This is a genomic window from Pseudomonas sp. PDM27, from assembly GCF_019219205.1.
In the GTDB taxonomy this organism is placed as follows: Bacteria; Pseudomonadota; Gammaproteobacteria; order Pseudomonadales; family Pseudomonadaceae; genus Aquipseudomonas; species Aquipseudomonas laurylsulfatiphila.
Genome location: NZ_JAHUWF010000017.1, coordinates 14,288 through 29,664 on the forward strand (window position 1 = coordinate 14,288; position 15,377 = coordinate 29,664).

At 61.5% G+C, this 15,377-nt stretch carries 8 protein-coding genes; 3 read left to right on the forward strand and 5 right to left on the reverse strand.

What is annotated here, in order from left to right; all coding sequences use genetic code 11:
* Positions 1–27: 27 nt before the first annotated feature.
* A complete protein-coding gene (locus tag KW838_RS26845; protein ID WP_102702614.1) occupies positions 28–1,836 on the reverse strand; it encodes a monovalent cation:proton antiporter-2 (CPA2) family protein in 1,809 nt (602 codons plus the stop codon).
* 240 nt (positions 1,837–2,076) lie between these two features.
* The gene (locus KW838_RS26850) at positions 2,077–2,634 is read right to left on the reverse strand and encodes a LuxR C-terminal-related transcriptional regulator (RefSeq protein ID WP_371317893.1); all 558 of its coding nucleotides are present in this window, start codon (positions 2,632–2,634) and stop codon (positions 2,077–2,079) included.
* 311 nt (positions 2,635–2,945) lie between these two features.
* Between KW838_RS26850 and KW838_RS26855 the strand changes: the two genes are divergently transcribed.
* Positions 2,946–3,233 (forward strand): PilZ domain-containing protein, encoded by a 288-nt coding sequence (locus KW838_RS26855; RefSeq protein WP_218474468.1) that lies wholly within the window; start codon positions 2,946–2,948, stop codon positions 3,231–3,233.
* 89 nt (positions 3,234–3,322) lie between these two features.
* Complete coding sequence (locus KW838_RS26860; RefSeq protein ID WP_218504087.1) at positions 3,323–10,972, forward strand: VCBS domain-containing protein; 7,650 nt, start codon at positions 3,323–3,325, stop codon at positions 10,970–10,972.
* 230 nt (positions 10,973–11,202) lie between these two features.
* Here KW838_RS26860 and KW838_RS26865 read toward each other — a convergent pair whose 3' ends face one another.
* On the reverse strand, positions 11,203–11,904 hold the full coding sequence (locus KW838_RS26865; protein ID WP_218504088.1) for an EthD domain-containing protein: 702 nt from the start codon (positions 11,902–11,904) through the stop codon (positions 11,203–11,205).
* A 373-nt stretch (positions 11,905–12,277) separates the two neighbouring features.
* On the opposite strand from KW838_RS26865, the gene KW838_RS26870 reads away from it, so the two are divergent.
* Entirely contained in the window at positions 12,278–13,192 is a 915-nt protein-coding gene (locus tag KW838_RS26870; RefSeq protein ID WP_102701806.1) for a LysR family transcriptional regulator, read from the forward strand.
* Here KW838_RS26870 and KW838_RS26875 read toward each other — a convergent pair.
* Both KW838_RS26875 and KW838_RS26880 read right to left on the reverse strand, forming a co-directional pair.
* Positions 13,182–13,958 (reverse strand): substrate-binding domain-containing protein, encoded by a 777-nt coding sequence (locus KW838_RS26875; protein WP_218504089.1) that lies wholly within the window; start codon positions 13,956–13,958, stop codon positions 13,182–13,184. The two genes, KW838_RS26870 and KW838_RS26875, sit on opposite strands and share 11 nt — an antisense overlap.
* A gap of 26 nt (positions 13,959–13,984) precedes the next feature.
* Positions 13,985–15,289: an MFS transporter gene (locus tag KW838_RS26880; RefSeq protein ID WP_218504090.1), complete on the reverse strand. Its 1,305-nt coding sequence runs from the start codon at positions 15,287–15,289 to the stop codon at positions 13,985–13,987.
* Between the last annotated feature and the right edge of the window lie 88 nt (positions 15,290–15,377).

The window sequence follows — 15,377 nt, forward strand, 5'->3', positions numbered from 1 at the left end:
GCTCGCGAAGAGGCCTTCACGGTCACCTCATTTCTTGCCCGCCTGCTCCTGCAGTTGATCCGACTCGAACAACCTGGCCAGTTCCACCCGCGCTTCCTGCGCTGTCTGCATCACTTTCACCGCGTCGTCATACACCGCGTGCTGGGCTTCCAGCACCTCTTCGTCGTGCTGCTTGAAACGCTTGATCCGCGCATCGGCCTGGGCCTGGGTCAATCCCAAGCCGATCAGGGTTTGCCGGCTCATTTCCAGGCTCGAGAAAAAGGTCTCGCGCACGGCGTGGGCACCGACGTCCATCAGCCGGTGCACATGCTGACGGTTACGGGCGCGGGCGATGATTTTCATATGCGGATAGAGCTTGCGCACCAGCTCGGCGGTCTTGATGTTGGTGTCCGGGTCGTCGGTGGCGATCACAAAAAACTCCGCTTCGCCGACCTTGGCCGCGCTGAGGATTTCCGGGCGCATCGGGTCGCCGTAGAACACCGGCACGCCACCGAAGCTGCGGGACAGTTCGATGGTTTCCACCGAGGTGTCGAGGGCCACGAACTTGATGTTCTGTGCGCGCAGGATTCGCGCAACGATCTGGCCCATGCGGCCCATGCCGGCGATCACCACCCGTGGTGCGTCGGTGTCGATTTCACGGAACTTCTCCGGTACTTCCACCGGTTGCACTTTCGGGCTGACCAGGCGTGCGCAAACCAGCAGCAACAGCGGCGTCACGGCCATGGACAGGGTGATGGTCAACACCAGCAAGTCAGACAGCTGGGCGGTGAACAGCCCATGATCGCGACCGATCTTGAACACCACAAAGGCAAATTCACCACCGGCCGCCAACACGATACCCAGGCGGATCGCACTGACGTTCTTCAACCCTCCGGCCAGGCGACCGACGATAAACAGCAGCGGCAGTTTGATCGCGATCAGCAACAGGGTCAGGCCCAGCACCGCGACCGGCATGCTCAGCAACAGGCTCAGGTTCGCGCCCATGCCGACGCTGATGAAAAACAAGCCCAGCAGCAGGCCCTTGAACGGTTCGATCTGGGCTTCCAGTTCATGGCGATACTCGGAGTCCGCCAGCAGCAGGCCGGCGAGGAAGGCGCCAAGGGCCATGGAAATACCGACCAGTTCCATCAACCAGGCCGTGCCGATCACCACCAGCAACGCCGTGGCGGTGGAGACCTCCGGCAATGCGGTCTTGGTCACCACGCGGAATACCGGTCGCAGCAGGTAACGCCCGCCGATCACCACCACGGCGATGCTGGCCAGCACTTGCAGGCCGTGGTTCAGGTTTTCGCTGACGCTGGTGCTGTGATCGCCACCGGCCAGCAGCGGCACCATGGCAATCAAGGGGATCGCGGCGATGTCCTGGAACAACAGGATTGCGAACGCCAATCGCCCGTGGGGGCTGGTCAGCTCCTTGCGTTCAGCCAGGCTTTGCAGGCCGAACGCCGTGGACGACAGCGCCAGGCCCAGACCGAGGACGATCGCGGTGTTCAACGGTTGGCCAAACAACCACAAAGCCACCACGCCAATCACCGTGCCGGTCAGCAGCACTTGCGCCAGACCTACGCCGAACACTGATTTGCGCATCACCCACAAGCGTCGCGGCGACAGCTCCAGGCCGATGATGAACAGCAGCAACACCACGCCGAGTTCGGAAATGTTTGCGACGCTTTGCGGGTTGTCGATCAACCCCAGCACCGACGGGCCGATGATCACCCCGGCGAACAGATAGCCCAGGACCGCCCCCAGTTGCAGGCGCTTGGCTAACGGAACGATGAGCACGGCCGCCATCAGGAATACGACAGCGGCTTGTAGCAGGTTGCCTTCATGGGGCATGGGCGAAACTCCAGGACTCGGGACAGCGGGGGGCGTCAAGGATAAAGGTTGGGTTCTGTGAAGATCCACTGCAGGAGTGGTCTGTCATGCAGATCGATGGCGAATCTTGCCGGCCTCGCAGGAGAGGGGTGGGGTAGATCGGGTTCTCGATAAGTCTGGAAAGAATCGGCGAATGTCCTGTGCTGGAGTTTCGGGACAAGGTCAGGTTGCGGTAACACGCGCGGCGTGTTGCCGCCGTCCTCAGTCGGCTGTGGAAAGCCCATGCTTGTGTGCATAGGCGTACAGATCTACGCGGTTCGTCAGGCCCAGCTTGCTGTAGATCGATGTCAAATGGTTGCGCAGCGTGTGCTCGCTGATGTGCAGCTTTTCGGCCACCAACTTGCCAGGCGCTGAGGGGTCGCGGGCCAGCGACGCAATGGTTTGCTGCTCGCGGCGCGTCAGCCTGGCGATTTTTTGTTGCTCCGGGTCTATATCGCGCTCGGCTTTATTGCGTGCCAGTTCAAGAAAGATACGGCTGGTCGCATTGCGGTCAATCCAGAGTTCGCCCTCATGCACTTTTTCTATGGCTTTGAGCAATGTTGATGCGGATGCCGGCTCCCGCTTATCCACCACGCCACGTGCGCCCGCCAGCACCGCACTGTCATGCAGCGCCACGTCGCTCGACCCTGTCACGACCAGAATCCTGGCTTTGGTCTGGCTGTGCAAGTCGGCCAGCGACTCGATACAGCCCTCGCTGTCCAGGTCCAGCACCACCACATCCGGCGCGTATTGGTGCGGCGAAAGCAGGTATTGCGCCACCGACGACACCGAACCCGCCAGCGCCAACCTTGGTCGAGCGCTTTCCACCAGACGCTCAAGGCCCCAGGCCACGAGCGGTAGAGCTACCAACAGAACTTGAATTGGCATGCGTGTCGCTGCCCCTTTAGGCGGGTTGTGTTAGCTGATCATGATAGCAATCGTTGCAGTCCTTAGTATTTTCAATAGCGCTGCAGCCCCCCCCTCCCATGACATTTGTCCCGTAAAACACTGTTTTGATGGGTGATTGACTCCCAGAAAAAAAGGGATAGCGCGCTCATGTAATAAACAGCGGTGGTTTTTAGACTGCCGACATGAAAGACACACTCCGCATTGAGCCCCGTGAACACGTCACCCTGTCGCTGCAACTGATCGGCGGGGGCAACGGTGTCACCCGTGACATCAGCGCCTCCGGTTTGTATTTCGAAACCGATAGCGAGCAGCAGGTGGGTAGCTTGATTGACTTCGAGATCGAGCTCGACACTCCCGGCGGCCCCATGAAGTTCAAGGCGCGAGGACAAATCGTGCGCATTGAGTCGCTGGGCGGCAGGGCCGGGGTGGGCGTGAAGCTACTGGCCAGCCGGCTGGTACCGGTGGAGTGAAGTGTTTGTGGGTTGAGCGAGGATCGGCTTGCGGCTGTTGGCGGCCCACAGCGGTTTTTTGCTCTGAGTGACATTCTTGGGAGAAAGACATGGCTAGCACCACCACTACCAGCGGCGGAACCGTTACCTCGTTTTCCAACACGCCGCAGGCGAAGGATGACGTCTTCACCACCACTGAAAATCTGCTGGGGGTCGTGTATTGGGACGTCATGTCCAATGACCTCGGCGGTAACGCGAAGACACTCTGGTCACTCGACAACGCGGACAGTCTTTCTACTGCCACCAAGGTTTCTGCTCCGGCCGACCTCCTGACCCAGGATACGGCGAGGGCTGAGGCGATGAGTTCTGACACCAGTTTGAATGGGGCCAGGATCTGGATCACCCCGGACGGTAAGGTCGGCTACGACGCCGCTACTTTCACCCCTGCTTTCAAGGCGCAACTCCAGGCGCTTGCTGCTGGCGATGTCCTGACGGACAGCTTTACCTATGCGATACGTCTGGGCAACGGCACGCTCAGTTGGGCCACCGCGACAGTGCAGTTCTCGGGCGTGAATGATGGTGTGACGATCAGCCTCGGCCCGCAGGCCGGCACGGTGACCGAAGACGCCGACACCACCGCGAGCGCGACCGACTCGCTGACGGCCAGCGGCACGATTGTGTTCAACGACGTCGACCTGAGTGACACGCACATGGCGACGTTCGCACCGGTGGCGGGCAACGCTACTCATCTTGGTACGTTCGTGCTCTCGCCGGTGAGCGAAGCCGCGAACGCGGCCAACGGTTCGGTGCAATGGACGTACAACCTGAGCAATGTGGCGGCGCAGTACCTGGCCCAGGGACAGACAGTTACCGAAACCTACGTGGTCACCATCAGCGATGGTCATGGTTCGTCGGCAACGCAGAATGTGACTATCACCATCACCGGCACCAACGACGGGCCGACGGTGACGGCGGCAGAAGTCGAAAGCGCTGCGGTGGCCGAAGACGGCACCACGGTGGCCAGCGGCAGCTTCACCTTCGGTGACGTGGACCTGGCCGATGACGCCCATGTGGCCAGCGTGAGCGCGCCGTCCGGTGCGCTGGGTACGCTGGTGGCCACTGTGAGCGACGAGAGCACGGGCGACGCGGCGGGCAGCGTGGGCTGGACCTATACGCTGAACAACAGCGCGGCGCAGTACCTGGCCGAGGGCCAGAGCAAGACCGAAGTGTTCACGGTGACGCTGACCGACGACTTCGGGGCGACGGTGACCAAGGCTGTGACGATCACCCTGACCGGCACCAACGACCGGCCGACGCTGAGCATCGACGACACGACCGGGGCGATGACCGAAGGCAATGGCGCAGCCACGCTGAGCGACAGCGGGGCGCTGAGCTTTGCCGATCTGGACAGCAACGACATCGTGACGGTCAGCCAGACCGCCAACAACGACATCGCCTGGAGCGGCGGTACCCTCGGTGCGGCGCAAGCCGCGGCGCTGGTCGCCGGCTTCTCGGTCGATCAAACCGGCTGGAACTACAGCAGCAGCGAGAACCTGGACTTCCTGAGCGCCGGTGAAACCATCAGCTTCTCCTACACCGTGGTGGCCAGCGACAACAGCGGGACGGGCAACGCGACCTCGGTGGCGCAGACGGTGATGATCACCCTGACCGGCACCAACGACCAGCCGACGCTGAGCATCGACGACACGACCGGGGCGATGACCGAAGGCAATGGCGCAGCCACGCTGAGCGACAGCGGAGCGCTGAGCTTTGCCGATCTGGACAGCAACGACATCGTGACGGTCAGCCAGACCGCCAACAACGACATCGCCTGGAGTGGCGGCACCCTCGGTGCGGCGCAAGCCGCGGCGCTGGTCGCCGGCTTCTCGGTCGATCAGGCCGGCTGGAATTACAGCAGCAGCGAGAACCTGGACTTCCTGAGCGCCGGTGAAACCATCAGCTTCTCCTACACCGTGGTGGCCAGCGACAACAGCGGGACGGGCAACGCGACCTCGGTGGCGCAGACGGTGATGATCACCCTGACCGGCACCAACGACGCGCCCGTACTCAGTTTCGCGACGGGCAATGATGCCGGCGCGGTGCAGGAAGACACCACGCTCAGAGTGACTGGCCAGCTCAGCTCGGCCGACATCGATCACGATGCCACCGCCACTTGGAGTATTGCCGGGTCAAATACCGGCACCTTTGGCTCGATCGCCGTGGACAACAGCGGCCAGTGGACCTACACGCTGGCCAATGGCACCGATGGGGTGGCCAGTGCGGTGCAGGCGCTGAAGGCGGGAGAAAGTCACAACGAAGTGTTCAGCGTGCAGGTCAGCGATGGCCTGGGCGGTATGGACACCCAGCAAGTGACCATCACCATCTCCGGCAGCAACGACGCACCCGTGCTCAGTTTCGCAACGGGCAATGATGCGGGCGCGGTGCAGGAAGACACCAAACTCAGCGTGACAGGCCAGTTCAGCTCGGCCGACATCGATCACGACGCCACGACCAGTTGGACCATCAATGGCTCGCCAACCGGCACCTACGGCTCGATCGCCGTGGACAGCAGCGGCCAGTGGACCTACACGCTGGCCAACGGCACCGATGGCGTTGCCAGTGCTGTGCAGTCGCTGAAGGCGGGTGAGAGTCACAACGAAGTGTTCAGCGTGCAGGTCAGCGACGGCCTGGGCGGCGTCGACACCCAGCAGGTGACCGTCACCATCACCGGCAGCAACGACGCACCCGTACTCAGTTTCGCAACGGGCAATGATGCCGGCGCGGCGCAGGAAGACACCAAACTCAGCGTGACAGGCCAGTTCAGTTCGACCGACATCGATCACGACGCCACGGCGACCTGGAGCATCAATGGCTCGCCAACCGGCACCTACGGTTCGATCGCCGTCGATAACAGCGGCCAGTGGACCTACACCCTGGCCAATGGCACCGATGGGGTGGCCAGTGCGGTGCAGGCGCTGAAGGCGGGAGAAAGTCACAACGAAGTGTTCAGCGTGCAGGTCAGCGACGGCCTGGGCGGCGTCGACACCCAGCAGGTGACCGTCACCATCACCGGCAGCAACGACGCACCCGTGCTCAGTTTCGCGACGGGCAATGATGCGGGCGCGGTGCAGGAAGACGCCACGCTCAGCGTGACAGGCCAGTTCAGCTCGGCCGACATCGATCACGACGCCACGACCAGTTGGACCATCAATGGCTCGCCAACCGGCACCTACGGCTCGATCGCCGTGGACAGCAGCGGCCAGTGGACCTACACGCTGGCCAACGGTACCGATGGCGTTGCCAGTGCAGTGCAGTCGCTGAAGGCGGGTGAGAGTCACAACGAAGTGTTCAGCGTGCAGGTCAGCGACGGCCTGGGCGGCGTCGACACCCAGCAGGTGACCGTCACCATCACCGGCAGCAACGACGCACCCGTACTCAGTTTCGCAACGGGCAATGATGCCGGCGCGGCGCAGGAAGACACCAAACTCAGCGTGACAGGCCAGTTCAGTTCGACCGACATCGATCACGATGCCACGGCGACCTGGAGCATCAATGGCTCGCCAACCGGCACCTACGGTTCGATCGCCGTCGATAACAGCGGCCAGTGGACCTACACTCTGGCCAATGGCACCGATGGGGTGGCCAGTGCGGTGCAGGCGCTGAAGGCGGGAGAAAGTCACAACGAAGTGTTCAGCGTGCAGGTCAGCGACGGCCTGGGCGGCGTCGACACCCAGCAGGTGACCGTCACCATCACCGGCAGCAACGACGCACCCGTACTCAGTTTCGCGACGGGCAATGATGCGGGCGCGGTGCAGGAAGACGCCACGCTCAGCGTGACAGGCCAGTTCAGTTCGACCGACATCGATCACGACGCCACGGCGACCTGGAGCATTGCCGGGTCAAATACCGGTACCTACGGCTCGATCGCCGTCGATAACAGCGGCCAGTGGACCTACACCCTGGCCAATGGCACCGATGGGGTGGCCAGTGCAGTGCAGGCGCTGAAGGCGGGCGAGAGTCACAACGAAGTGTTCAGCGTGCAGGTCAGCGACGGCCTGGGCGGCGTCGACACCCAGCAGGTGACCGTCACCATCACCGGCAGCAACGACGCACCCGTACTCAGTTTCGCAACGGGCAATGATGCCGGCGCGGCGCAGGAAGACACCACGCTCAGCGTGACCGGCCAGTTCAGTTCGGCCGACATCGATCACGACGCCACGGCGACCTGGAGCATCAATGGCTCGCCAACCGGCACCTACGGTTCGATCGCCGTCGACAACAGCGGCCAGTGGACCTACACCCTGGCCAATGGCACCAATGGGGTCGCCAGTGCAGTGCAGTCACTGAAGGCGGGAGAAAGTCACAACGAAGTGTTCAGCGTGCAGGTCAGCGACGGCCTGGGCAGCGTCGACACCCAGTTGGTGACGATCATCGTCACTGGCAGCAACGACGCCGCCGTGCTGTCCTCGGCCAGCGTTACGCTGAGCGAAACCAATGCTCCGCTGACCACCGGCGGCAGCCTGACCATTAGCGATATCGACAGCCCGGAAAGCTTCCAGGCCCAGTCCAACACCGCCGGCAGCTACGGCCAGTTTTCCATTGGCACCGGCGGTGCCTGGACCTACGTCGCCAACTCCGCCCACAACGAGTTCGCCGCCGGCACCACCTACACCGACACCTTCGCGGTGAGCAGTGCCGATGGCACCCTCACTTCGGTCACCGTGAATATCCTCGGCACCAACGATGCGGCCGTGCTGTCCGCCGACATCGCCAACCTCACCGAGACCCATGCCGCCGTCGACATTTCCACCACCGGTACCCTGAGCATCAGCGACGTCGACAGCGCCGCCACCTTCGTCGCCCAAACCAACACCGCCGGTAGCTACGGCCAGTTCTCCATCGGCACCGGCGGTGCCTGGACCTACGTCGCCAGCTCCGCGCACAACGAGTTCGCCGCCGGCACCACCTACACCGATACCTTCGCGGTGAGCAGTGCCGATGGCACCCTCACTTCGGTCACCGTGAATATCCTCGGCACCAACGATGCGGCCGTGCTGTCCGCCGACATCGCCAACCTCACCGAGACTAATGCCGCCGTCGACATTTCCACCACCGGTACCCTGACCATCAGCGACGTCGACAGCGCCGCCACCTTCGTCGCCCAAACCAACACCGCCGGCAGCTATGGCCAGTTCTCCATCGGAACCGGCGGTGCCTGGACCTACGTCACCAGCTCCGCGCACAACGAGTTCGCCGCCGGCACCACCTACACCGATACCTTCGCGGTGAGCAGTGCCGACGGCACCCTCACTTCGGTCACCGTGAATATCCTCGGCAGCAACGACTCACCGACGATCATTTCCAACGGTGGCGGTGCGACGGCTTCGATCAACGTGGCGGAGAACACCACGGCGGTCTCGACAGTGGCGGCGACCGATGCTGATCTACCAGCGCAGACGCTGAGCTACTCGATCCTGAATACGGCCGGGACGGACTTCAGCAAGTTCTCGATCAGTTCGAATGGGGTGCTGACGTTCAATTCGGCGCCCGATTACGAGAGTCCCCAGGATGTCGGTGGTACCGATGGCGACAACGCCTACGTTGTGGATGTTCAGGTGGCCGACGCCAGTGGCGGAATCGATACGCAGACGATTACGGTAAACGTGCAGAACGTCGTTGAAACTACGATTGATACAACACCGCCAGCTTCACCGACTGGGCTGACTTACAACAACTCCGGTACAAACCATAAGCTTTCAGGGAGCGCCGAAGCTAATTCATTCATTAAGGTTTACCTGGACAATGGCAATGGCGTGTTTGGCGCCGGCGACACAGAAATTGGGACCGGAACGACCAATACCGGCGGTCAATTCGCCAATATTGATTTGGCTGGCAAGTTTACGGGTACCAAGACGCTATTTGTCACGGCTATGGACGCGGCAGGCAACGTGAGTGCTGCAACTAGCATTAGCCTGACTTACCCTGCGGGAGTGTCCGGAGAAGCAATTAACCTTGCGATTGCTGATCCATCGGCAGGCCTGAGCGATAGCTTTGTTGTCACAATTGCCGACGTTCCGTCAAATTGGACTCTAAACGCCGGAATCAACAACGGCGACGGCACCTGGACCGTGCAGACCAGCGATCCCGGAGCATTGACCGTGACAACACCAGAAGGCTTCGCGGGCGCTGCGGTACTCCACATCAACATGACCTGGACTAACGCCGACGGCAGTGTGGGCAGTTCCTATGTATTCAATAACGTCGAGGCCTTTGCCCCCGACACGCCGATCTTCGCCCTGTCCGCTGACGACAACCTGACCGGTTCGTCCGGTACCGACACCTTCGTCTTCGCCCAGCCGATCGGCAACAATCAGATCTACAGTTTCGATGCCACGGCAGACAAGATCGACATGATCGGCTTCACGGGCGTCACCGGCTTTGCTGACTTGAGTATCACTAACGACGCCAATGGCAATGCATTGGTCAGCATAAGCTCGGGTCAGACGGTCACCCTGAAAGGTGTCGATGCCGCGAACTTGAGTGAAGCGAACTTCCAGTTCGATGTCGATCCGCTCACCAACAACGCCGGCACCCTCACCATTGCCGACGGCGCGATCATGCCGTTCGGTGGCAGCATCCATAACAGCGGCACCATCGAGCTCGACTCCAGCGGCAACGAGACCAGCCTTGAGATTCTGTTCCGTGGCGCGACCTTGACCGGTGGCGGCCAGGTGCTGCTATCCGACAACGCGCAAAACGTGATTTTTGGTGGCAGCGCGGACACGGTGCTCACCAATGCCGACAACACCATCTCGGGTGCCGGCCAGTTGGGCGCGGGGCAGATGATGCTGGTCAACTCGGGCCTGATCCTTGCCAGCGGCGTCAATGCGCTGGTGATCGATACCGGCAGTAGCGCCGTCACCAACACGGGAGTGCTGCAAGCCAGCGGCAGCGGCGGATTGGTGATTGAAAGTGCGCTGGTTAACAGCGGTAACCTGTGGGCGAACGATGGCAATGTCACCATCCATGGTGATGCCGCAGGCGCGGGAATCGCGACTATCAGCGGTTCGGCGATACTGGAGTTCGGTGCGGCCTCCGATCAGCATGTGACGTTCGACAGCGGCGCGGCAGGCACGCTCAAGCTCGATGTGTCGACGGCGTTCAGTGGCAGCGTCAGCGGTTTTGCCGCAGGTGACAAGCTGGACTTTGGCGATGTGGCGTTCGGCGCCGATACGCAGATCACTTATGCAGCGAATGACACAGGCACCGGCGGCCTGCTGATGGTGAGCGACGGTGCGCAGGCGGCGCAGATCGCGCTGAATGGCCAATACGCGGCGGCGGGGTTGCAGGCGAACGCCGAGGGCAGTGGCAGTGAACTGGCCTACGATGCCGCGGCGGCAAACCACAGGATGCTGGGCGGTCTGGCCAACGACACGCTGGTCGGCGGTGCGGGTGACGATCTGTTCCTCGGCGGGCAGGGCAACGACACGTTCTATGGCGGTCTCGGCAACGACACTTTCATGTTTGCTGCCGAAGGCTTTGGCAACGACTCGATCCAGGACTTCGACCTCAATCCGAGCGGAGGGCAGGACTTGCTCAATATTGCGGGGACGGGGATCAACAGCGAGACGTTCGCTGCCAACGTGAGCATTGCGGCTGATGGGGCGGACACGGTGATCGGGATCGGCGTGGACTCCATTCGCCTTGTCGGGGTCAGCAGCGCAGGTATCGATCAGGCGGACTTTATCCTGGCGGTTTGATGCTTTTGCTGCCGGCCGCCCGTTGCTACGCGGTTGCAGGCCCCATCGCGGATAAATCCACGATGGGGCCTGTGGGAGGTATTCTCAAGAACTTCGATGTGGGTTGACTGACTTGCTCAGCGCGTCAAGCGGTCATCCCATCGAAGTCAGCAAAGGGGTTTCGATAACCACCTCACTCAGTCGTCTGAATAAGGCTGTGATCCGGGGGTACGCTTGGCGATTACCCGGTCCTACAGACAGTACTGGCTGGTAGGCAGCACGTCGATCTTGTCGAAATCGATGAATCGGCTGCAGCTGTCCATCATCGTCGACAGGTTACGCTGGAATTTCGCTTCGTCGCCCACTGCATCGAAAAAGGCCCGGGGATCGGTCATGGCAGCGGGTGGGAAACATTCTTCGACTATGGCATCGATCCTTGGCGCACCGTGCGACAGCGCCAACACCACCAGGTTTTGCACGTATTGGAAGTTGTCCTGGGTGTCTATGGCCACCTCAGTGTGATGGTTGCGCCAGATGTCCAGCCAGGCTTCCGGCGTCAGACGCGGAGGTCGGGTCAGCAGGGCCAACTGGGCGAACCCGTGAGTGCGTTCACCGGGCGTTGAAGGGAAGCGAGTATTGGCGATGGCTACCGATTCGCATACCAGGTAGGCAGCCATGCGTGCCGTTGCGGCCGTGATGACGCTGTCGAAAGGACGACGAGCGGGCCCGTTGGCACTGTCCAGCCACAGCGACAGGCTGGCATCGGGCAGTGGTCGGTTGTTTTCCTGGCGCAGTCCGGCTGCGGGCTGCACATCGACATCGGACAGGTTCAATTGCACACCACAGGCACCGAGTGCCAGCAATTGCCCGGCGACTTCACTGCGCAGGCGATGGCTGAAGGTCTCAGGACTGACTTGAGCATCACGCCACAGCAGATAGATGACTTTTTCCATAGCGATCAAGCGCCTCGTTGTGATTGTTGGATGAAGCAACCGTGCAGACACGTGGGGAAAAAAACTGGCTTCATGGTTGATCAAACTCAGCCCTCGGTAATACCTCAAACAGACTATTCAACAAAAAAACAGGCGGGGAGATGCCGGCGCTTTGGCTTCGGGCTCACGCTCGACTGTGCGCTTCTGGCTGTGGATTCAACCGGTCGGGCTTCTGCTGCGCGTCATGTGTATGAGGGCCGATCGGCCGTTTCTCAATTGATCTGAAAAAAATCAAATCCCGATGAAAATGACCGGCTCAACCCACAAAGCTTTGCATCAATTGGTTACATTCATAGAATAAGCTGATCAATCTGCCTCCTTTCCGGGTAACGCCATGGCGATCAACTTCGACCTCAATGACCTGCAAGCCTTCCGTGCCGTGGTCGAGCAGGGCAGCTTTCGCAAGGCCGCCGATACGGTGCGCATTTCCCAGCCCGCCTTGAGCCGGCGGATCGAAAAACTCGAAGATGCCCTTGGCGTGCGCCTGTTCGAGCGCACCACACGCAAGGTCAGCCTGACCCAGGCCGGACGGGGTTTCATGCCCAGCGTCGAGCGCCTGCTGGACGATCTGGACGTCGCATTGCTGGGCATCAGCGAAGTCGCTTCGACCCGGCTCGGCCATGTCACGGTCGCCTGTGTACCCTCGGCGGCTTACTACTTCATGCCGCGGGTGATCGCGCACTATCACCGGCAGTTTCCGCGGATCAAGGTCAAGGTGCTGGACTCCAGCGCCCACGACGTCTTGAGCGCGGTGGTCAATGGCGAAGCGGATTTCGGCCTGAGCTTCATGGGCACGCTGGAGGCCGAAGTGGATTTCGAGCCCCTGGTGCAGGAAGGGTATGTCGTGGCGTGCCGGCGCGATCATCCGCTGGCGGGGCGAAGCAGTGTCACCTGGGACGAGTTCTATCGGCAGGATTACATCTCGCTGGATAAAACCTCGGGCAACCGTTTTCTGCTGGATCAGGCGTTGACCGGCGTGGTGCCGCAGCGGTCGAGTATTTGTGAAACCCGCCATGTGACCACCATGATCGGCCTGGTGGAGGCCGGGTTGGGCGTGGCGGCGGTGCCGTTGATGGCGATGCCCGCGGCGGATCATCCGATCCTGACGCGGGTGCCGCTGACCGATCCGCAAGTGATGCGCAGCGTCGGTCTGATCAAGCGCCGGGGTCGAACCCTGACCCCGGCGGCATTGGAGCTGGAACGGCTGGTGGTGGAGATGAAAGTCCTGCAGCCGTCGGTCAGCGACTGACCGAGTCCAGTCCGGTCGCTTTCACATCCGGTTGAGCCTGGGTCGAGGCCATATATTCCAGCAAGGCTTTTGCTTCGGCCGGGTGCTGTGCCCCTACCGGGATGCCGGCGGCAAACCGGGTCACCGATTGCACGGACTCCGGAATCTTCGCCACGAAACTGACCCCCGGCACCGGCAACAATTCGCTGACCTGCTGAAAGCCCAACTGATAGTCGCCGGTGGCAACCACGGAGCCCACGGGGATTTTCGGCACCATGGTCGATTTGCGCTTGAGCTGGTCTTCGATCCCCAGGCGCTTGAACAACTGCTGCTCGATGTACACGCCGCTGGCACTGTCGGAGTAGGCCACCGATTTCGCCTCGAGCAATGTCTTTTTCAGGCCCTCGACATTGCCGATGTCCGGCTTCGGTGCACCTTCGCGCACCACCAGGCCAATGCGCGAATCCGCCAGTTCGACCCGTGAAGCAGGGTCGACCTTGCCTTGTTTGATCAGATCGTCCAGTGCGTAGCCGACCATGATCACCACGTCGGCTTGCTCACCGCGGGCCAGGCGATTGGGAATCGCTTCCGGCGCCTTGCCCATGGAGGGACCGAGTGCGGTGTCGAGGGTATTGCCGGTAGCGGCGGCGAACTTCGGGCCGAGGATCTTGTAGGCCGCCGTGAAGCCGCCGGAGGTCATCACACGGATCTCTTCAGCCTGGGCAATGCCGCTCAATCCAAGGCTGGCCACCAACGCGATGGCGGCAAAACCGAACTGTTTTTTCATGATTGTGTTCTCGATCAAGGGCAGGTTCACGACACCACCGGTTGCAGATGATTCGAAGCGCGGCGATAGAGCATGAGCGTCGCGCACAACGCGCACAGTGCTGCAAAGCTCATCCAGTAACCCGGCGCCGCCTTGTCGCCGGTGTACTGGATCAGCAAGGTCGACATCGCCGGGGTGAACCCGCCGAACACGGCCGTGGCCAGGCTATAGGCGAGGGAGAAGCCGGCCACCCGGACTTCCACAGGCATGATCTCTGTCAGCGCCGGGATCATCGCGCCGTTGTACAGGCCGTAGATGAACGACAGCCACAACAGCACCAGCAGCATGTGGATGAAGCTGGGCGCGTTCACCAGGTAGGTCAGCACCGGGTAAGTGGTGGCGATGGCCAGCAAGGCCATGGCGATCAACACCGGGCGTCGACCGATACGGTCCGAGAGTGCACCGCCAATCGGTAGCCAGATGAAATTCGAAACACCCACCAGCAATGTCACCAGCAGCGCATCGGACGTGCTCAGGTGCAGGACGGTTTTACCGAAGGTCGGTGCGTACACCGTGATCAGGTAGAAGGCGGTGGTGGTCAGGGCGACCATCATCATGCCGGCGAACACGATCAGCCAGTTTTGCCCCAGGGTGCGGAACACCTCACCCATGCTCGGGCGGTGTTTACGGGTGGCGAACTCTTCGGTTTCCTCCAGGTTGCGACGCAGCAGGAAGATGAACGGCACGATCATGCAGCCGACGAAGAACGGAATGCGCCAGCCCCAGTCGGCAATCACACTCGGCGCCATCCACTGGTTCAAGGCGTAGCCCAGTGCGGCGGCGACGATGATCGCCACTTGCTGGCTGCCCGACTGCCAACTGGTGAAAAAGCCCTTGTGGCCGGGTGTGGCGATTTCGGCGAGATACACCGACACGCCACCCAGTTCCGCACCGGCGGAAAAGCCCTGCAGCAGCCGCCCGATCAGCACCAGGGCCGGGGCGAACAAACCGATGGTTTCGTAACCGGGCACTAGCACAATCAGGACCGTACCGCTGGCCATGATCGACAGGGTCACGATCAAGCCTTTGCGTCGACCCACGTCATCGATATAGGCACCCAGCACCACGGCGCCCAACGGACGCATCAGGAAGCCTGCACCGAACACGGCGAAGGTCATCATCAACGAGGCGAATTCGCTGCTGGCCGGAAAGAACACGGCAGCGATCTGCGTGGCATAGAAACCAAAAAGAAAGAAGTCGAACTGTTCGAGGAAGTTGCCCGAGGTGACCCGGAAGATTGCGCTGGCCCGGGAGCGACCGGCAGTCGCGGGCCGTTGGATTGATGCTGTCATTGAACTGTACTCCACCGCTTTTATGACGTGCGCCGGCTGGACGCGGCGCACGGTTCTTATTAGGGCGGATAGTGGAGCAGGGGTGCCG